This window comes from Pseudomonas sp. 02C 26 (genome assembly GCF_002843585.1).
GTDB classification, from domain to species: Bacteria; Pseudomonadota; Gammaproteobacteria; order Pseudomonadales; family Pseudomonadaceae; genus Aquipseudomonas; species Aquipseudomonas shirazensis.
In genome coordinates, this window is the sequence record NZ_CP025262.1 from 2,146,816 (window position 1) to 2,164,640 (window position 17,825).

Annotated in this window: 17 protein-coding genes and 2 pseudogenes; 13 read left to right on the top strand and 6 right to left on the bottom strand. The window is 63.4% G+C overall.

Annotated features, from left to right (window positions below; all coding sequences use genetic code 11):
• The first annotated feature begins 14 nt into the window (after positions 1-14).
• Both CXQ80_RS09665 and CXQ80_RS09670 read left to right on the top strand, forming a co-directional pair.
• Positions 15-536, top strand: a complete 522-nt coding sequence (locus CXQ80_RS09665) for a sigma-70 family RNA polymerase sigma factor (protein WP_101318822.1) — start codon at positions 15-17, stop codon at positions 534-536.
• The gene (locus tag CXQ80_RS09670) at positions 533-1,285 is read left to right on the top strand and encodes an anti-sigma factor (protein ID WP_101318824.1); all 753 of its coding nucleotides are present in this window, start codon (positions 533-535) and stop codon (positions 1,283-1,285) included. Before CXQ80_RS09665 ends, CXQ80_RS09670 begins: the two co-directional genes overlap by 4 nt.
• A 9-nt stretch (positions 1,286-1,294) precedes the next feature.
• Here CXQ80_RS09670 and CXQ80_RS09675 read toward each other — a convergent pair whose 3' ends face one another.
• Complete coding sequence (locus CXQ80_RS09675; RefSeq protein WP_101318825.1) at positions 1,295-1,954, bottom strand: HAD family phosphatase; 660 nt, start codon at positions 1,952-1,954, stop codon at positions 1,295-1,297.
• A gap of 91 nt (positions 1,955-2,045) precedes the next feature.
• Here CXQ80_RS09675 and lexA point away from each other — a divergent pair, with 91 nt between their 5' ends.
• From lexA to CXQ80_RS09695, 4 genes are read left to right on the top strand one after another with little or no spacing between them, the layout of a single operon-like run.
• Entirely contained in the window at positions 2,046-2,663 is a 618-nt protein-coding gene (lexA, locus tag CXQ80_RS09680) for a transcriptional repressor LexA (protein WP_178080761.1), read from the top strand.
• Positions 2,663-3,283, top strand: a complete 621-nt coding sequence (gene imuA, locus CXQ80_RS09685; protein WP_101318827.1) for a translesion DNA synthesis-associated protein ImuA — start codon at positions 2,663-2,665, stop codon at positions 3,281-3,283. The genes lexA and imuA overlap by 1 nt, the downstream gene beginning before the upstream one ends.
• A gap of 6 nt (positions 3,284-3,289) precedes the next feature.
• Positions 3,290-4,708: a DNA polymerase Y family protein gene (locus tag CXQ80_RS09690; protein ID WP_101318829.1), complete on the top strand. Its 1,419-nt coding sequence runs from the start codon at positions 3,290-3,292 to the stop codon at positions 4,706-4,708.
• Positions 4,705-7,785, top strand: coding sequence for an error-prone DNA polymerase (locus CXQ80_RS09695; RefSeq protein WP_101318831.1), 3,081 nt, complete (start codon positions 4,705-4,707; stop codon positions 7,783-7,785). Before CXQ80_RS09690 ends, CXQ80_RS09695 begins: the two co-directional genes overlap by 4 nt.
• A 7-nt stretch (positions 7,786-7,792) precedes the next feature.
• Here CXQ80_RS09695 and CXQ80_RS09700 read toward each other — a convergent pair whose 3' ends face one another.
• Both CXQ80_RS09700 and CXQ80_RS09705 read right to left on the bottom strand, forming a co-directional pair.
• Complete coding sequence (locus CXQ80_RS09700; RefSeq protein WP_101318833.1) at positions 7,793-8,614, bottom strand: aldo/keto reductase; 822 nt, start codon at positions 8,612-8,614, stop codon at positions 7,793-7,795.
• A complete protein-coding gene (locus tag CXQ80_RS09705; protein WP_101318835.1) occupies positions 8,602-9,507 on the bottom strand; it encodes a LysR family transcriptional regulator in 906 nt (301 codons plus the stop codon). The genes CXQ80_RS09700 and CXQ80_RS09705 overlap by 13 nt, the downstream gene beginning before the upstream one ends.
• A gap of 118 nt (positions 9,508-9,625) precedes the next feature.
• On the opposite strand from CXQ80_RS09705, the gene CXQ80_RS09710 reads away from it, so the two are divergent.
• The 4 genes from CXQ80_RS09710 (at position 9,626) to CXQ80_RS09725 (ending at position 12,993) form a co-directional block, all read left to right on the top strand.
• The gene (locus CXQ80_RS09710; RefSeq protein ID WP_101318837.1) at positions 9,626-10,324 is read left to right on the top strand and encodes a CoA transferase subunit A; all 699 of its coding nucleotides are present in this window, start codon (positions 9,626-9,628) and stop codon (positions 10,322-10,324) included.
• Between the two features lie 34 nt (positions 10,325-10,358).
• Positions 10,359-11,015 (top strand): CoA transferase subunit B, encoded by a 657-nt coding sequence (locus CXQ80_RS09715; RefSeq protein WP_101318839.1) that lies wholly within the window; start codon positions 10,359-10,361, stop codon positions 11,013-11,015.
• A gap of 142 nt (positions 11,016-11,157) precedes the next feature.
• Positions 11,158-12,576, top strand: a complete 1,419-nt coding sequence (locus tag CXQ80_RS09720; protein ID WP_101318841.1) for a short-chain fatty acid transporter — start codon at positions 11,158-11,160, stop codon at positions 12,574-12,576.
• Between the two features lie 66 nt (positions 12,577-12,642).
• Complete coding sequence (locus tag CXQ80_RS09725) at positions 12,643-12,993, top strand: hypothetical protein (protein ID WP_101318843.1); 351 nt, start codon at positions 12,643-12,645, stop codon at positions 12,991-12,993.
• A gap of 189 nt (positions 12,994-13,182) precedes the next feature.
• Here the strand turns inward: CXQ80_RS09725 and CXQ80_RS09730 are convergent.
• Positions 13,183-13,350: pseudogene (locus CXQ80_RS09730) on the bottom strand (aldolase); the annotation flags it as partial.
• A gap of 156 nt (positions 13,351-13,506) precedes the next feature.
• On the opposite strand from CXQ80_RS09730, the pseudogene CXQ80_RS09735 reads away from it, so the two are divergent.
• A pseudogene (locus CXQ80_RS09735) lies at positions 13,507-13,731 on the top strand (cupin domain-containing protein); the annotation flags it as partial.
• Positions 13,732-13,743: 12 nt separating this feature from the next.
• Positions 13,744-14,556, top strand: coding sequence for an AraC family transcriptional regulator (locus CXQ80_RS09740; RefSeq protein ID WP_101318845.1), 813 nt, complete (start codon positions 13,744-13,746; stop codon positions 14,554-14,556).
• On the opposite strand, the gene CXQ80_RS09745 is transcribed toward CXQ80_RS09740, so the two are convergent.
• Positions 14,518-15,102 carry a LysE family translocator gene (locus tag CXQ80_RS09745; protein ID WP_101318847.1) on the bottom strand — a complete coding sequence of 195 codons (585 nt, stop codon included), beginning with the start codon at positions 15,100-15,102 and terminating at the stop codon, positions 14,518-14,520. The two genes, CXQ80_RS09740 and CXQ80_RS09745, sit on opposite strands and share 39 nt — an antisense overlap.
• Positions 15,103-15,372: 270 nt before the next feature.
• On the opposite strand from CXQ80_RS09745, the gene CXQ80_RS09750 reads away from it, so the two are divergent.
• Entirely contained in the window at positions 15,373-16,944 is a 1,572-nt protein-coding gene (locus CXQ80_RS09750) for a TerC family protein (RefSeq protein ID WP_101318849.1), read from the top strand.
• On the opposite strand, the gene rarD is transcribed toward CXQ80_RS09750, so the two are convergent.
• Positions 16,907-17,794, bottom strand: a complete 888-nt coding sequence (gene rarD / locus CXQ80_RS09755; protein WP_101318851.1) for an EamA family transporter RarD — start codon at positions 17,792-17,794, stop codon at positions 16,907-16,909. The two genes, CXQ80_RS09750 and rarD, sit on opposite strands and share 38 nt — an antisense overlap.
• Positions 17,795-17,825 lie beyond the last annotated feature (31 nt).

Below are 17,825 nucleotides of genomic sequence, written 5' to 3' on the forward strand. Positions count from 1 at the left end.
GCCGGAATCACAGCATGCACGATCTCGACGACTCGCAATGGCGCGAACTGCTGCAGCGCCTGCGCCGCTTTGCCGTGTGGCTGACGCGCGAGCCGGGCAGTGCCGACGACCTGGTCCAGGCCACCATCGAACGCGCCTTGAGCCGTAGTGGCCAGCAGCGCGAGGCCGACGCGCTGCGGGCGTGGCTGTTCAGCATCCTCTATCGGCTGTTTCTCGACAGCAAGCGCCGCGACCGGCTGCACCGGCGCTGGCTGGCCTGGTTCAGCGGCGGCCAGGAGATCAGCGAGCCGATCGGCGACAATACCGAAGACATCATCTTCGCCCAGGCCGACTTGCAGGCATTTGCCCAGTTGTCGGCCGAGCAGCGTGCGCTGCTGTTGCTGGTCAGCGTCGAGGGCTTGAGTTACAAGGAGGCCGCCGAGGCCTTGGCTATCCCTATCGGCACGGTCATGTCGCGTTTGTCGCGGGCCCGTGCAGCATTGCGCCAACTGACCGAGGGCAGCCCAGCGTCCCCGGCCCTGCGGAGATTGAAATGACACGCCTGACCCCCACCGAGCACGAGTTGCACGCCTATATCGACGAGCGCCTCGACCCTGTGCGCCGCGCTGAAGTCCACGCGTGGCTGGCCGCCAATCCGCAGGAGGCTGCGCGTATCGAGGCCTGGCGCAACGACGCCCGGCGCCTGCGTGCGGCTCTGGCCGGCTTTGGCGAACTGGCCCCTGGCCCGCAGCTGGAGCTTGGCCAGTTGCAACGGCGTCTGCGTCAACGGCGTGTGCGCCGGCTGGCGACGGCGGCGGCGTTGTTGTTGAGCCTGGGTGTCGGCGGCGTGGGCGGCTGGCAGGCGCGGCAAATGAGCATGGCATCAACCGAATTGCCCATGGCCGATGCGCTGCAGGCCCATCGGTTGTTTGTCGGCAGCAGCGCTTTGGATATTCAGGCCAGCGACCCTGGCCAGCTGCGCGCCTGGCTGGGCAGCCATTTCAATCGGGTCGGCCAATTGCCCGATCTGGCCGGCTTGGGCTTTCAGCCAGTGGGTGCGCGCCTGCTGAGCAACGAGCAAGGACCGGCGGCGCTGGTGGTGTTCGAAGACAAGCAGGGCGAGCGGGTCAGCCTGTTCATGCGCCTGCCCGGCGAGCACTTTGCCAAGATGCCGACCGGTCAACGCACCGATGGCCAACTGGAGGCGCGCTACTGGTCGCATGGCGCCTACAACTTCGCGTTGGTCAGCGACGTTGACGATCAGCGCAGCGAGTCGCTGCGTGAAGTCCTTGGCGTCAGCCTGTAGCGGTTGCTGTCAGCCGCGCATCTGTTCGATCAGGTGCCACAAGCGCGGGTCGTTGAAATCATCGATAACCAGTTGCGCGCCGGCTTGCTGCAAGCGTTCGGCCGTCTGGGTGGTGGCTATGGCCACGGTGAAGATCCCGGCAGCGCTGGCAGCGGTTACGCCGGGCAGTGAGTCTTCAAACGCCAGCGCATGCTCGGCATTCGCCTGCAGCCGCTCCAGGCCGGTCAGGTAGGGCAGCGGATCGGGCTTGGCCCGCGCCAGTTCGTCGGCTACCAGCACCTGCGTGAAACGCTGGGTCAGGCCCATTGCGCCAAGCATGTGTTCGGCATTCAAGCGGGGCGCATTGGTCACCACACACATGCCGATGGCCTCTGCCTGGGCGTAATCGAGCAAACGCAGTAACCCAGGCAACGGTTGCAGTTTAGGGGCGAGCTCGCGAAACAGCGCTTCCTTGCGCTCCGCCAGCGCCTGGCGCTGCGCCGGGCTCTGATCTGGGAACAGCCTGGCGAATAGCTCACCGTTGGCCTGACCGCTGATCTGTTCATCGAACTGGGCCTGGGTCAGCTCGCGGCCGTCCTGCTCGTGCAGCAGTTGGCGGAAGGCTTGCAGGTGCAGCGTGTCGGTATCGGTCAGGGTGCCATCGAGGTCAAACAGCAGGGCGGTCAGCATCGGTTATCCATAAGCTTGTACATCGAGCAGGGGATCATAACCAATGCGCACGACGAAGGGGGCTGTTCAGTTTTAGCAGAAAAGAGTACAAATGTGCTCCATGGACAATATGACCCCCAAACGCCGCGCGATTCTGGCTTTTATCCGCGAGCGCATTACCGATCACAGCCAGCCTCCGAGCCTCGCCGATATCGCCGAGCGCTTTGGTTTTGCCTCGCGTAGCGTTGCCCGCAAGCACATCAGTGCGCTGTGCCAGGGCGGCTACATTGACGTCACGCCCAATCAGGCCCGCGGTATCCGCCTGGCCGAGCCTTTGCGCCGGCCAGAAATCCTTGAACTACCGGTACTCGGCCAAGTCGCTGCTGGTGCGCCGATCGGGCCTGACCTGGATATCCACGAGCAGTTGCTGCTCGACCCAAGCCTGTTCCGGCGCACGCCCGACTACCTGCTCAAGGTGCGCGGCGAGTCGATGATCGACGACGGCATATTTGACGGTGACCTGGTCGGCATCCGCCAGCAAGGCGAAGCCGACGACGGCCAGATCGTGGTCGCCCGGCTGGATGGCGAGGTCACTATCAAGCGTCTGCAGCGCATCCCCGGCGGCTTTCGTTTGCTGCCGCGCAACCCGGCCTATGCGCCGATCGAGGTTGGCCCTGAGCGCGACTTCTGTATCGAAGGGGTCTTCTGCGGCCTGCTGAGGCGCGACTGATGGGCGCCGTGGTCGATCTGGACGGCCTGCTCGACCAGCGCCGAATTTGGCGTGGCCGGCAAACCCAGGCGCGCCCGCTCGGCGTGCAGCCAACCGGCCATGCCCAGCTCGATGAGCGCCTGCCTGACGGCGGTTGGCCTGCCGCTGCGCTGAGTGAGCTGCTGTTGGCCAGTCCAGGCTGTGGTGAATTGCAATTGTTATGGCCGAGTCTGGCTCGGCTCACCGCAGAGTCCGGGCGGGTGGTGCTGATTGCACCGCCGTTTATCCCTTTTGCGCCGGCGTGGCAGGCAGCCGGGGTTGATCTGCGCTGGCTGACCCAGGTCGAGGCTGCGCCTACCGATGCCTTGTGGGCTGCCGAGCAGTGCTTGCGCTCGGGCAGTTGTGCAGCGGTGCTGTGCTGGCCTGAACGGGCCGATGATCGCGCCTTGCGCCGCTTGCAGGTGGCTGCCGAAACCGGCCAGGCGCTGGCGTTTGCCTGCCGCCCGCAGCACGCGGCGCACAACCCGTCACCGGCGGCGCTGCGTATTGCTGTTGATACCCGGCCCGCACAATGGCGGGTGCTAAAGTGCCGCGGCGGCATGCCGCCTGCTGTGCCCATTGCCAGTCGCGGGCAGGGTTGATGCAGCATGTTGTGGGCCTGCATTTTATTGCCGCAGCTGACGCTGGACAGCGTCCTGCGTGAACGCGATGACCCGGATACGCCGCTGGTATTGATCGGCGGGCCGACTCAGCGCCGGGTGCTGCAAGCGGTCAACCCGGCTGCTGCCAGGCTCGGCTTGCGCGCTGGGCAGACGCTGACGGCCGCCCGCGCATTGGCCGATGGTTTCACCTGCGTTGAAGCCGACCCGGCCCAGGTCGAGCAGGTTCAGCAGTTGCTGGCTGCCTGGGCCTACCGCTACAGCGCGCAGGTCAGCCTGCATTATCCGCGGGCCTTGCTGCTCGAGGTCGGTTCCAGCCTGCAGTTGTTCGGGCCATGGCCTGTGCTCCAGGCGCGCCTGCGCGAAGAGCTGGATGCTCTGGGGCTGCGCCAACGCATTGTGCTGGCGAGCAACCCGGTGGCTGCTCGCATGCTTGCCAACTGTCATGACGGCCTTGCCCTGAGCGATGCCGACGACACCCGCGCGGCCCTGGCCAAGCTGCCGATCAACAAGGTCGGGCTGCCCACCGAGGCCAGCGAGGCCTTTATGCGGATGGGCCTGCGTCAGCTCGGTGAGGTGCTTGGCCTGCCGCGTGATGCGCTGGCCCGGCGCTTTGCCGCCGGGGTGCAGCTGCATCTGGATCAACTGCTGGGGCTGCGCAGTCTGGGTCTTGAGTTCTACCTGCCGCCGGACCGCTTCGAGACGCGTCTAGAGCTCAACTTCGACGTTGAATCGCATCAGGCCTTGCTGTTCCCGTTGCGGCGGATGATCAACGACCTGGCGGCGTTTCTGGCCGGGCGCGACTGTGGCGTGCAGCGCTTCGAGCTGCACCTTGAGCATGTTGAGGGCCCGGACACCGTGCTCAAGGTCGGGTTGTTGGCCGCCGAACGTGATGCGACCCTGCTGTTCGAGCTGGCCCGCGGGCGCCTCGAGCCGCTGCGCATCACTGCGCCGGTGCGCAACCTGCGTTTGCTGGCTGCAGACCTGCCGGCCTTTGTGCCGCAGCATCAAGCGCTGTTCGACCCGCGCGCGCAACAGGCGCAGCCGTGGGAGCAACTGCGCGAACGGCTGCGCGCGCGGCTGGGTGATGAAGCGGTGCAGGGCCTGCGTGCCGAGGCCGATCATCGCCCCGAGTGCGCTTGGCAACTTGCCAGCCAAGGTGCGTCCGGGCCGCTGCAGGCTGCTGTAGATAGCCGCCCGGGTTGGTTGTTGGCGGCGCCTTTGCGCTTGAGCGAGGCCGATGTGCAGCTGTTGGGGCGAGCCGAACGGATCGAATCGGGCTGGTGGGATGGCGGCGATGTGCGCCGTGACTACTACCGCATCGAAACCCGTGAAGGCTTGCGCGGCTGGGCCTATCAAGACCTCGCCGAGCCTGGTCCGCTGTGGTTGCAGGGGTGGTTCGCATGAGCGCCGGCGGCTATGCCGAGCTGCATTGCCTGTCGAACTTCAGCTTCCAGCGTGGCGCTTCCAGTGCCGACGAGTTGTTCAAACGTGCCCGCGAGCAAGGCTATACGGCGCTGGCGATCACCGATGAGTGCACCCTGGCCGGTATCGTACGCGGCTGGCAAGCCGCCAAAGCGCACCAACTGCGGCTGATCGTCGGCAGCGAAGTACGCTTGCAGGACGGGTCGAAACTGGTTTTGCTGGTCGAGAATCTGCGCGGCTATCAGAGCCTGTGTGGCTTGATCACCCGCGCCCGGCGGCGGGCGGGCAAAGGCGAGTATCAGTTGTTTGCTGGGGACCTTGAGGCCAATTGCGAGGGCTTGCTGGCGCTATGGATACCGGATGAGGCTGACGACGCGAACGCCGCTCAGTGGCTGCGTGAGCTGTTTGGCGAACGGCTGTACCTGGCCGTGCACCTGCACCGTGGCGCTGACGACACTACGCGCCTGGCTCGTTTGCGCACGCTGGCTGCCCAGTTAGACATTCGCGCTGTGGCCTGTGGTGATGTGCACATGCACAGCCGTGGACGGCGCGCCCTGCAGGATTGCATGACCGCCGTGCGCCATCACTGCACGATTACCAGCGCCGGGCGTTACCTGTTCGCCAACGGCGAACGCCACCTGCGCAGCCTGGCTCAGCTCAACGAGCTGTACCCTGCAGACTTGCTCAAACAAAGCCAGTTGATCGCCGAGCGCTGTCACTTCGACCTGAGTGAACTGAAATACCAGTATCCACGCGAAGTAGTGCCATCAGGGCAAACCCCGGCCAGTTGGCTGCGCCACCTGTGTGAACAGGGCCTGCCCCGGCGTTGGCCGGACGGCGCCAGTGCCGAGGTGCGCCAGGTCCTCGACAAGGAGCTGGCGCTGATCGAAGAGCTGCACTACGAGAGCTACTTTCTCACCGTGCACGACATCGTCGATTTCGCCCGCAAGCAAGGCATTCTCTGTCAGGGCCGCGGTTCGGCGGCCAACTCGGTGGTGTGTTTTGTGCTCGGCATCACCGAGCTTGATCCGATGCAGCATCATCTGCTGTTCGAACGGTTTCTCTCACGCGAGCGCAACGAGCCACCCGACATTGATGTGGACTTCGAGCACAACCGCCGCGAAGAGGTCATTCAGTACGTGTTCCGCCGCTATGGTCGCCACCGTGCGGCACTGACCGCCGTGGTCAGTACCTATCACGCGGCTGGCGCGGTGCGCGATGTGGCGCGGGTGCTCGGGCTGCCGGCCGATCAGGTCGATGCGCTGGCCAAGTGCTGCGGCCGCTGGACGGATCGCATCCCCGATGCGCAGCGCCTGGCCGAGGCGGGCTTCGAGGCGCAAAGCCCGTCGTTGCGGCGGATTCTGGTGCTGGCCGGCGACCTGATCGGTTTCCCCCGGCACCTGTCGCAGCACCCTGGCGGCTTTGTCATTTCCGAGCAACCGCTGGACCAGCTGGTGCCGGTGGAAAACGCGGCGATGGCCGAGCGCACGGTGATCCAGTGGGACAAGGACGACCTCGATATGGTCGGCCTGCTCAAGGTCGACGTGCTGGCGCTGGGGATGCTCAGCGCGCTTCGCCGTTGTTTCGATCTGCTCGCGCAGCACCGTGGGCGCCATTTGACCCTGGCTACCATTCCCAGCGAAGACCCTGCGACCTACGCCATGATCAGCCGCGCCGAGACCATCGGTGTGTTTCAGATCGAATCACGCGCGCAGATGGCCATGCTGCCGCGGCTCAAACCCAAGACGTTTTATGACCTGGTAATCGAAGTGGCGATCGTCCGCCCGGGCCCGATTCAGGGCGACATGGTCCACCCGTATCTGCGCCGGCGGCTAAAGCAGGAAGAGGTGACGTATCCGTCGCCAGCGCTCGAGGCCGTGTTCAAACGCACGCTGGGTGTGCCGTTGTTCCAGGAACAGGTCATGGAGTTGGCGATGGTTGCCGCCGACTACAGCCCTGGCGAAGCCGATCAGTTGCGCCGCAGCATGGCCGCCTGGAAGCGGCACGGCGGCCTTGAACCGCATCGCGTGCGCTTGCTCGAGGGCATGCTGCGTAACGGCTACGAGCTGGCCTTTGCCGAGCGCATCTTCGAGCAGATCAAGGGCTTTGGCAGTTATGGCTTTCCTGAGTCGCACGCTGCCAGCTTTGCCTTGTTGTGTTACGCCAGCAGCTGGCTCAAGTGCCACGAGCCGGCGATCTTCACCTGTGCCTTGGTCAACAGCTGGCCAATGGGCTTCTACAGCCCTGACCAGTTGCTCCAGGACGCCAGGCGCCAAGGGATCGAAGTGCGCCCGGTGGACGTCTTTTACAGCGAGTGGGACTGCACCCTTGAGCCGTTGGCCGGCGGCGCCTTGGCGATCCGCCTGGGCTTGCGCCAGATCCGCGGGTTTACCCAAGCCGATGCCTTGCGCCTGGCACAGGCCAGGCAGCAACGACCTTGGCGCGATGTCGAAGACCTGTGCCTGCGCGCCGAACTCGACAGCCGTGCCCGCGCGCGCCTGGCAGATGCCGGGGCGTTGCGCGGGTTGGCCAGCGATCGTCATCAGGCCCGCTGGCAGGTGGCTGCCGTGCAGGCGCAACTGCCCTTGTTCGCCGATATCGGCAGCGCAGGCGAGCAGGCCGTGGCGTTGCCAAGGCCAACCGTGGCGCAGGACCTGGTAGCCGATTACGCCACCCTTGGCACCACCCTTGGGCCGCACCCGTTGAGTCTGTTGCGCCCGCGTCTGCGCGCGCTGGGTTGTCGCAGTTCGGCGGAGCTGGACAGCGTCGAGCATGGCGATGCAATTGCTGTGACCGGTCTGGTGGTTGGCCGGCAGCGTCCTGGCACGGCCAGCGGGGTGACGTTTGTCACCCTGGAAGACGAGGCGGGCATGGTCAACGTGGTGGTCTGGCGCGACCTGGCCGAGCGTCAGCGGCGGGCGCTGGTTGGCGCCCAGTTGCTCAAGGTCAGTGGCCGACTGGAACACGAGAAGGGCGTCAGGCACTTGATTGCCCGGCGCCTGGAAGACGTCAGCCCGCTATTGCAAGGGCTGGACGTGCGCAGCCGCGACTTTCACTGAGGCCCGCCTAGACCATCGCCAGGTGCTGCTTGCGCGTAGGCGGGGCAAAGGCCTGATCAATCGCTTGCAGGTCGGCAGCGCTCAAGCACAGCTCGCCTGCCGCGGCATTGAGCTGCACATGCCTTGGGTCGACGGCCTTGGGGATGGCAATCACTCCCGCATGGCGGGTAACCCAGGCCAGGCTGACCTGCGCTGGGGTGGCGTTATGGCGCTCGGCGATTTCGGCTATCAGCGGATGCTGCAGTAGCTGACCTGCCTGGGCCAGCGGGCAGTAGGCCATGATCGGCATCTGCTGCGCCTGGCTCCAGGGCAACAGGTCGAACTCGATGCCGCGTTGGGCCGGGTTGTACAGCACCTGGTTGGCTGCACAGGCCGCGTTATCAAGCTCGATCATGTCGTCCAGATCGAAGTTGGAAACACCCCAGCGGCGAATCTTGCCTTGTTCGCGCAAACGCTCGAAGGCTTCGACGGTTTCTTCCAGCGGATACTGGCCACGCCAGTGCAGCAGGTACAGGTCAATGCAATCGGTGCCCAGCCGGCGCAGGCTGCGCTCGCAGGCTTGCGGCACGCCGCGCTGGCTGGCGTTGTGCGGGTAGACCTTGCTGACCAGAAACACCTGGTCACGGCGACCAGCCATGGCGGCGCCGACCACTTCCTCGGCGCCACCTTCGGCATACATCTCGGCGGTGTCGATCAGGCTCATGCCAAGCTCGATGCCTTGCTGCAAGGCCGCCACCTCGGCGGCCTTGCGCGCCGGGTCTTCGCCCATGTACCAAGTGCCTTGGCCTATGGCGGCAACGCGGCGGTCTGCAAGTTCTACTGTGCGCATGTCAACTCCTGTGGCGGGGTGTGGGCAATGACTACATCCAGCAGCGCCTCGGCTGCGGTTGAAAGCTTGTGTTCACTCAGCGAAATAACGCCAATACGCCGCTCGACGCTGGGTTCAACCAAGGCGACGCAGCGGGCGCCAAGCTCTTGCATCTGCTTGATGCACAGGGCCGGCACAGCGCTGACGCCAAGGCCATTGGCGACCATGCGGCCGATGGTGGTCAACTGATGGCTCTCGAACGCCACGGTCAACTTGCCGTGGCCGGCGGCGACGTTTTGTTCCAGCAGCAGGCGCACCGCAGACGGTCGTTGCAGGGCGATGAAATCTTCGGCCAGCAATGCCTGCCAGCTCACCTCATGCTGCAGCGCCAGCGGTGAGTCTGCTGGCACCACCGCCACGAAGCGGTCCATGTACAGCGGCACAAAGCGCAGGCCGTCGAGGTTGTCCGGCTCGAAACCAATGCCTAGTTCGACGCGGCGATGGCGCACCAGTTCCTGCACCTGTTCATTGATCACGTCATGCACGGTGACGTTGACCCGCGGATAACGCTGGCGAAACACCTTCAATGCCTGCGGTAGCAGGTTGCCGGCAAAGGCCGGCATCGCCGCCACCGAGACCCGCCCCAGTTGCAAGGTAAAGCGCTGGCGCAGCATCTCTTCGGTGTCGTCCCAGTCGGCCAGCAGCCGCCGCGCCAACGGCAGCAGCACCTCGCCTTCGGGGGTCAGGCTGACGCTGCGGGTGGTGCGGGCGAGCAGGGCGCCGCCGAGGTTGTCCTCCAACGCCTTGATGGTCAGGCTCAAGGCCGGCTGCGACACATGCAGATGCTCGCCCGCCTGGGCAAAGCTCAGGTACTTGGCTACGGTGACAAAGGCACGCAACTGCTTGACGTTCATGCGGGGTGGGCCTTTTGTTTTAGAAAAATTATCAATCGATGACTAAAACAAAATTAACAAATCAGTCGGCAGCGGTGAAGATGGCTGCACGCACAAACAACTATAAAGGCGAATCAGCATGGCCGGACTGGACAAGCGCGTTGCAACCTACGAAGAGGCCCTGGCAGGCCTGACCGACAACATGACCGTACTGGCCGGCGGCTTCGGCCTCTGCGGCATCCCGGAAAACCTCATCGCCCAGATCAAGCGCAGCGGGGTCAAGGGCCTGACCGTGGTCTCGAACAACTGCGGCGTCGATGGTTTCGGCCTGGGCATCCTCCTCGAAGAACGGCAGATCGCCAAGATGATCGCGTCCTATGTCGGCGAAAACGCCGAGTTCGAGCGTCAGTTGCTCAGCGGCGAACTTGAAGTGGTACTGACCCCCCAAGGCACTCTGGCAGAAAAAATGCGCGCGGGCGGCGCTGGCATACCGGCGTTCTTCACCGCCACCGGCTACGGCACCCCGGTTGCCGAAGGCAAGGAAGTGCGTGAGTTCAATGGCCGCAAGTACATCCTCGAAGAAGCCATCACCGGCGATTTCGCCATCGTCAAAGGCTGGAAGGCCGACCACTACGGCAACGTGGTGTATCGCAACACGGCGCAGAACTTCAACCCGCTGGCCGCAACCGCCGGCAAGATCACCGTGGTCGAGGTCGAGGAGATCGTCGAACCCGGCGTGTTGCTGCCAAGCGAGATCCATACCCCAGGGATCTTCGTCGATCGTGTGATCGTCGGTACCTTCGAGAAGCGCATCGAAAAGCGCACCGTCAAGGCCTGAACGCCACCCATAGAACAACAAAGAGATCCAGACCATGGCACTGACCCGCGAACAGATGGCCCAACGCGTCGCCCGTGAACTGCAGGACGGCTTCTATGTCAACCTCGGCATCGGTATCCCGACCCTGGTGGCCAACTATGTCCCCGCCGACATGGACGTGATGCTGCAATCGGAAAACGGTCTGCTCGGCATGGGCGAGTTTCCCACCGAGAGCACTATCGATGCCGACATGATCAACGCCGGCAAACAAACCGTCACCGCCCGCCGCGGCGCTTCGATTTTCGATTCGGCACAATCGTTCGCGATGATCCGCGGCGGCCATGTCGACCTGACCGTACTCGGCGCCTTTGAAGTGGATGTGGAAGGCAACATTGCCTCGTGGATGATCCCCGGCAAGCTGGTCAAAGGCATGGGCGGCGCCATGGACCTGGTCGCAGGCGCCGACAACATCATCGTCACCATGACCCATGCATCCAAGGACGGCGAGTCCAAGCTGCTGTCGCGCTGCAGCCTGCCGTTGACCGGTGCTGGCTGCATTCGCAAGGTGCTGACCGACCTGGCCTATCTGGAAATCGAAAACGGGGCGTTCATCCTGCGCGAAACCGCGCCGGGCGTGACTGTCGAAGAAGTGATCGCCAAAACCGCCGGCAAGCTGATCGTTGCCGATGATGTGCAAGAAATGACCTTCTGATCGCCACTGGTTTACCCCAGCCCCCCTGTAGTGGTGGGCTTGCTCTGCAAAGGCTGACCCCTTTGCCGAGCAGGCCCGTTGCTGCAGGTTTTTTGCGTGTGCCTTGAAATCCCCTGACAAGACCAATAAAAGGAAAACTACCGTGGCCGCTGAAATTCAGGATAGCCGCTCCGCCCGGTTCGCTCTGCGCTGCTCCAACTGGGCCGAGCGCTGGTTCCCCGACTCGTGGGTATTTGCCGCCTTGGCGGTGGTGCTGGTGTGCGTGGCCGCAATGGCCATGGGCGCCAAGCCGACCGACACTGCCAAGGCCTTTGGCGATGGTTTCTGGAGCCTGATCCCGTTCACCATGCAGATGGCCTTTGTGGTCATCGGCGGTTATGTGGTCGCCAGCTCACCGCCGGCGGCACGGCTGATCGATCGGCTGGCACGGATCCCGAAAAACGGCCGTTCTGCAGTCTGCTGGGTGGCGCTGATCTCGATGGTGGCTTCGTTGCTCAACTGGGGCCTGTCGCTGGTGTTCGGCGGCTTACTGGTAAGGGCATTGGCCCGCCGCACCGACCTGAAAATGGACTATCGCGCTGCAGGCGCAGCGGCCTACCTTGGCTTGGGCGCGGTATGGGCGCTGGGCTTGTCGTCGTCGGCGGCGCAGCTGCAGGCCAACCCGGCCAGCCTGCCACCGTCGATCCTGTCGATTACCGGCGTGATTCCCTTCACCGAGACCATCTTCCTCTGGCAGTCCGGCGTCCTGCTGGCGGCGCTGGTGATCGTCTCGCTGATCGTGGCCTATGCCACAGCACCCGGCGCCAGCAGCGCGCGTACTGCCGAGCAATGCGGTATCGACCCCAGCTTCACCGCGCCGCCGCCGGCGCAGCGTACCCGTCCCGGCGAATGGCTGGAACACAGCCCGGTGCTGACCTTGTTGCTGGTGGCATTGGCTGCAGGCTGGCTGTACCAGGAGTTCGCCAGCAAACCGGCGATTACCGCGATTTCCGGGCTCAACACCTACAACTTCCTGTTCATCATGCTCGGCGCTCTGCTGCACTGGCGGCCGCGCAGCTTTCTCGATGCCGTGACCCGCGCAGTGCCGACCACCACCGGGGTGCTGATCCAGTTTCCCCTGTATGGCTCGATCGCCGCGGTGCTGACTCAGGTCAAGGGCATCGATGAGCAGACTCTGGCTCACCATATCTCGACCTTCTTCGTGCAGATCGCCACGCACGACACCTATGCCTTGCTGATGGGCGTGTACTCGGCGGTGCTGGGCTTCTTCATCCCCTCGGGTGGCGGCAAGTGGATCATCGAAGCGCCGTACGTGATGCTGGTGGCCAACGACCTGCAGTATCACCTCGGCTGGGCGGTACAGATCTACAACGCGGCCGAAGCCTTGCCCAACCTGATCAACCCGTTCTACATGCTGCCGCTGCTTGGGGTGCTTGGGCTCAAGGCGCGGGACCTGATCGGCTTCTCGTTCGTGCAGCTGCTGGTGCATGCGCCGTTGGTGCTAGTGCTGCTGTGGGCACTCGGCTCGACCTTGCAGTACACGCCACCGGTGATGCCGTGAGCGGGTGCGGGCACTTAAACGGTTAAACGCGGTCACAGCCGGGCACATATTTACTCAGGAGCTGTAATGAAGAAGATTTCTCTGTGTCTCGGCGCCGCACTGTTGGCCGGGCTGGCGGGCTGCGCCGGCAATGACCACCTCGACACCAGCCGACTGACCAAGGTCGATGAGAACCACGCCAACCTTGAAGCGAACGGCGCGCGTTATATCCTCGACAGCTACATCATCCCGTTCAACCAGCCATACTTCATCAGCGTCCAGCGCGATGACGGCAAACCGCTGACCATCGCCGAGGCGGCAGCTGTCGCACAGCCGTACATCGAAACACGTGGCTGCACCCAGCCCGTGGCGCGTCGTCCGGATCTGGACAAGAGCAACGCTGCGAAAACTCAGTGGATCGTCGGCATCGAGTGCTGATGACTGGCTGTTTGCTGGTGCGCTGAATCGACAACGCCTGGCTGACCTCTGTTGAGGTTCAGGCAGGCGCGTGTGCAGGGTGTGGCTACCCGCTCAAACCGCTCAGCGCAGTTGCGCCAACAGTTCCTGCAGTTTCTGGGCAAAAACGGGCACGGCGGATCACCCCGGTAGTGGTCAGGTCAGAGACAGACTGATTTGCCCAGCCAGGCCGGAGTCATGGCCGTGGTCGAACAGAATTCGGCAGGTCAGTGCCAGCTTTTCGCGCACGGTCCACGTATTATCGGCGAGCGAACTTTGCATCTGGGTCAGCGCCTGGCGCACCAGTTGCTGTTTGCTGTGTGACAGGGTTGTGGCCATGGGCGATTATCCTCTGCGGCGAATGATGAAGGTCAGCGTTCTGTGCTCGGCTGTGTGGTGTGGTCCGAGCTCGACGACGCAATCTATGACACTAGATAGCCTATGTGACACAAAGTGTCATAAGCAGCAGCGTTTCTTGGGAATACCGAAATTCATGTCTATCCGATTGAAATTGAGTTCAGCGATCCGACCTTCAAGGAGCACCAGGGCGAGGAGTTTCTGTTCGTCCATAGTGGCCAGGTTGAGGTCGATTTCATGACCGAGCGGGTGCTCCTGGGGCAGGGCGATGCCTTGCATTTCAACGCCCAGACTCCCCACCGGCTGCGCTCGATTGGCCCGCAGCAGGCGCAGTTGCTGGTGGTCGTGCAGGGCGGCGAGTAAGGGGGCAGGGCGATGATCGAGGTCTCACGGTTCTGGCGCGATCCGGCATTGCCTTTTGTTGAAGCGCGCCGCGTGGGTGACGGCCGCCAGGTGTGTTACGCGGCACACTCCCATGAGAGCTTCTCGCTTGGAGTGATTACGGGTGGGCGCAGCAGCTACATGACCGGAGCGGTCAGTCATGAGGTGACTGCGGGCAATACGGTGCTGATCAAACCGGGCGTGGTGCACAGTTGCAACCCGGTCGCTGGCGAGGCGTGGTCGTACCTGATGCTGTTTGTCGATATGCCGTGGCTGAGTGCGCAAGGCGTGCAGTTGCCAGAGGTAACCTTGAGCCATTCTCCGGCACTGTACAGCCGTGTGCTGGAGTTATTCGCTGACTTGTTCGATAAAGCGACGGCCGAGCGCGAAGGCTTGCTGGCTGCATTTTTTCGGGACTTGCCCGGCTATCTGCAACCTGAGGCCGCGACGCGCAGTGATGAACATGCGCAATTGGAAGCTGGCGCAGCGTTCATCCGCTCGCACCGGCAGGACCCGTTGACCCTCGCCGAGATCTGCGCCGCTGCTGGGTTGTCGCGGGCCTACCTGATTCGCGCCTTCCGCCAGCGCTTTGGGTTGACCCCGCATGGTTATCTGCTGGACCAGCGCGTGCAATATGCGCGCAGCCAACTGCGCCTGGGCCGGCCCATCGCCGAGGTGGCAGTGGACGCAGGCTTTGCTGATCAGGCGCATTTGCAGCGCGCGTTCAAGCGGCACCTGGCGGCAACCCCCGGGCACTACCGTAACGCCTCAGGCGCGCAGCAGCACCACAGCGCTGGCCACGAGTAATGCCGCCAGCAGGCGATTGAACAAGCGCAAGCGCTTCGGCTTGTCCAGGTAGTGGCTGATCACACTGCCGGCCCACGCCCAGCTGGCGATCGAGACAAAGCAGATCGGCGCGTAGATTGCGCTGAACAGCCACAGCAGTGGCTGATCTCCGCCGGTATAGGCGCCCACGCCGGCAACAGCCGCCAGCCACGCCTTCGGGCTCAGCCACTGCATGGCCGCGCCTTGCCAGGCTGAGGGTGCCTGCAGCTGTTGTTCAGCCGCTAGTTCACCGTTGTCGCGGGCCAGTTGCCAAGCCATATACAGCAGGAACAACACACCGCCCCACAACAGCAACTGGCCCAGCGCTGGCCAGCGCAGCAACAGCTGGTGCACACCCAAACCGCACAGCAGCAGTAGCATACAGAAACCCAGCGTCGCACCTGCGACATGGCCAAGGCTCGCCCTAAGGCCGTGGCGGGCGCCGCTGGCCAGGGCTACGATATTGACGGGGCCGGGTGAAATCGAGGCTGCCAGGGCAAAGGCAGCCATGGACAAGGACAGGCTCATGAGCAGGACTCCAGAGTTGAGGTGCGCTGATGGTGCGCGCCCACCCGGCCTGCGTATTGAACCAAAGTCCCCTGCGGTTTGCCTCGGAAACACCTGTTACAGGTTTTGTAATAGTTTCCCGCTGTCAGAAAATACGACTGTAATTGTAGGATCTCCATCCCAATTTCCCATTCAGGTATCTATGAACACCTTCTCGGAGCCCCCCAGTTCCTGGTCGTCCCGGCCATCTTGCACCCCCTCCCGTAACACATCCTTTGTGAGTACCCGCTAATGGAATGGCTTGCCGACCCCACGGCCTGGCTAGGCCTGTTGACGCTTATCGTCCTCGAGCTGGTGCTGGGTATCGACAACCTGGTGTTCATCGCCATCCTGGCTGACAAGCTGCCCCCGCATCAGCGCGACCGCGCGCGGGTGATCGGCTTGAGCCTGGCGCTGATCATGCGCCTGGGCCTGCTGGCCAGTATCTCGTGGATGGTCACCCTGACCGAGCCGCTGGTCGAACTTTTCGGCAAGACGTTCTCGGGCCGTGACCTGATCATGCTGTTTGGTGGTGTGTTCCTGCTGTTCAAGGCCACCATGGAACTGCACGAACGACTGGAAGGGCATGTTGCGCAGTCCAGCGGCAGCGTCCGCCATTCGGCGTTCTGGCCGATCGTTGCGCAGATCGTGGTGCTCGATGCGGTGTTCTCGCTGGACGCGGTGATCACTGCAGTGGGTATGGTCGAACACCTGTCGATCATGATGATCGCGGTGATCTTCTCGATCGGTATCATGATTGTTGCCAGCAAGCCGCTGACCCGCTTCGTCAACGCCCATCCGACCGTGATCATGCTGTGTCTGGGCTTCTTGATGATGATTGGCTTCAGCCTGACCGCAGAGGGCCTGGGCTTCCATATCCCGAAAGGCTACCTGTACGCGGCGATTGGTTTCTCGATCCTGATCGAGCTGTTCAACCAGCTCGCCCGGGCTCGTCGCAAGCGCAGCCTGCAACAGCATCGCCCACTGCGTGAGCGCACTGCGCATGCGGTATTGCGCCTGATGGGCGGTCGCCGGGTAGAAGCGGACGAAGTTGGTGAAGAGATTGCCGATCTGGTTGAGGGTGGTCAGGAGCAGGTGCTGTTCGATCGCCGCGAGCGGGTCATGATCAGCGGTGTGCTGAACCTTGCCGAACGGCCGATCCGCACGGTGATGACGGTGCGTACCGAAGTCGATGCGCTGGACCTGGCACTGCCTGCCGAGAGCATAACCTTGGCCTTGGCCAACTCGCCATACTCGCGCCTACCGCTGATTCGTAACGGGCGTATCGAGGAGCCGCTTGGTTTCGTGCACAAGAAGGAGCTGCTCAAGGAGTACCTCGAGGGCAACAGACCTGACCTTGAGGCGATGGTGCGGGCGCCCCTGAATCTGCTGGAGAGCTTCAGCATCCTCAATGCGCTGGAGCAGATGCGCGGCCAGTCGACCCATATCGCCTTTGTGGTCAACGAATTCGGTGACTTCACCGGTTTGCTGACCATGACCGATATTCTTGAGTCGATTGCCGGTGAGTTGCCAGACGCCAGTGAGGTCGAAGGCCCGGCCATTGTCGAGGAGGCTGACGGCTTTGTGGTCAGCGGTGCCTTGAACCTTAGCCAGGTGCAGGCGCGGACCGGCTTCAGTGCCCGCGCTACCGAGGACTACCAGACCCTCGCGGGCCTGGTGATGAGCTTGCTGGACCGCTTGCCGCGGGTCGGTGATTGTCTGGCCTGGAACGGCTGGACCATGACCGTGATTGCGGTGGAGGAGCGGCGCGTGCGCCAGGTGCGCCTTACACAGAGCGGCGGCGTTGACGGAGCAGGTGCTTGATGCCCTCGAGCACCAGCACCAGTACTGCCGCCCAGATAGGCAGGTATGTCAACCACTGGTCACGACCAATGGTTTCGCCCAGCAGCAGGGCGACGCCGACCAGCAGCACCGGTTCGACATAACTGAGCAGGCCAAACAAGCCGAACGGCAACAGCCGACTGGCGAGTACATAGGCAATCAGTGCACCGGCGCTGATTGCCCCGAGCAGCGGAATCAAGCCGTAGAGCCCGGGGTGTGCACGCAGGTCGGCGGCCGACAGTGGGCCGTGGAACACGAAGTACAGCGCCCACGGCAACAGCAGGAACATGTCGCACCACAGACCGCCCAGGTGATCGGTGCGGCAGCGCCTGCGCAGCACGAAGTAGATCGGGTAGCCGATCATCACCACCAGGGTTTCCCAGGCGAAGCTGCCATGCTGGTACAGCTCGTGGCCTACCCCCAGCGCTGCGCACGCCACTGCCACTTTTTGCAGGCGTGAAAGCCGTTCGCCGTAGACCAGCCGCCCGGTCATGACCATCGCCAGCGGCAACAGGAAATAGCCCATCGACACCTCTAGGCTGCGCCCGTGCAACGGTGCCCAGAGGAACAGCCACAGCTGCACACCCATCAACCAGGAAGTGCCGAGCATGCCCAGTAGCAGCGCCGGGCTGCGGCGCACCCGGGCAAACAGCTCGGCGACACGCTGCCAATCCTTGCTCAGCAGCATGAAAAAGGTCAGGCAGGGTAGGGTCAGCAGGGTCCGCCAGCCAAAAATCTCTTCGCCGTCGAGCGGCGCCAGCAGCGAGCTGTAGAAGTACATCACGGCGAACAAGCAGGACGCCGTGACCGATGTAACAATTCCTTTTGACACGAATGCCTCAATTACAGTGAATGAACGGTTT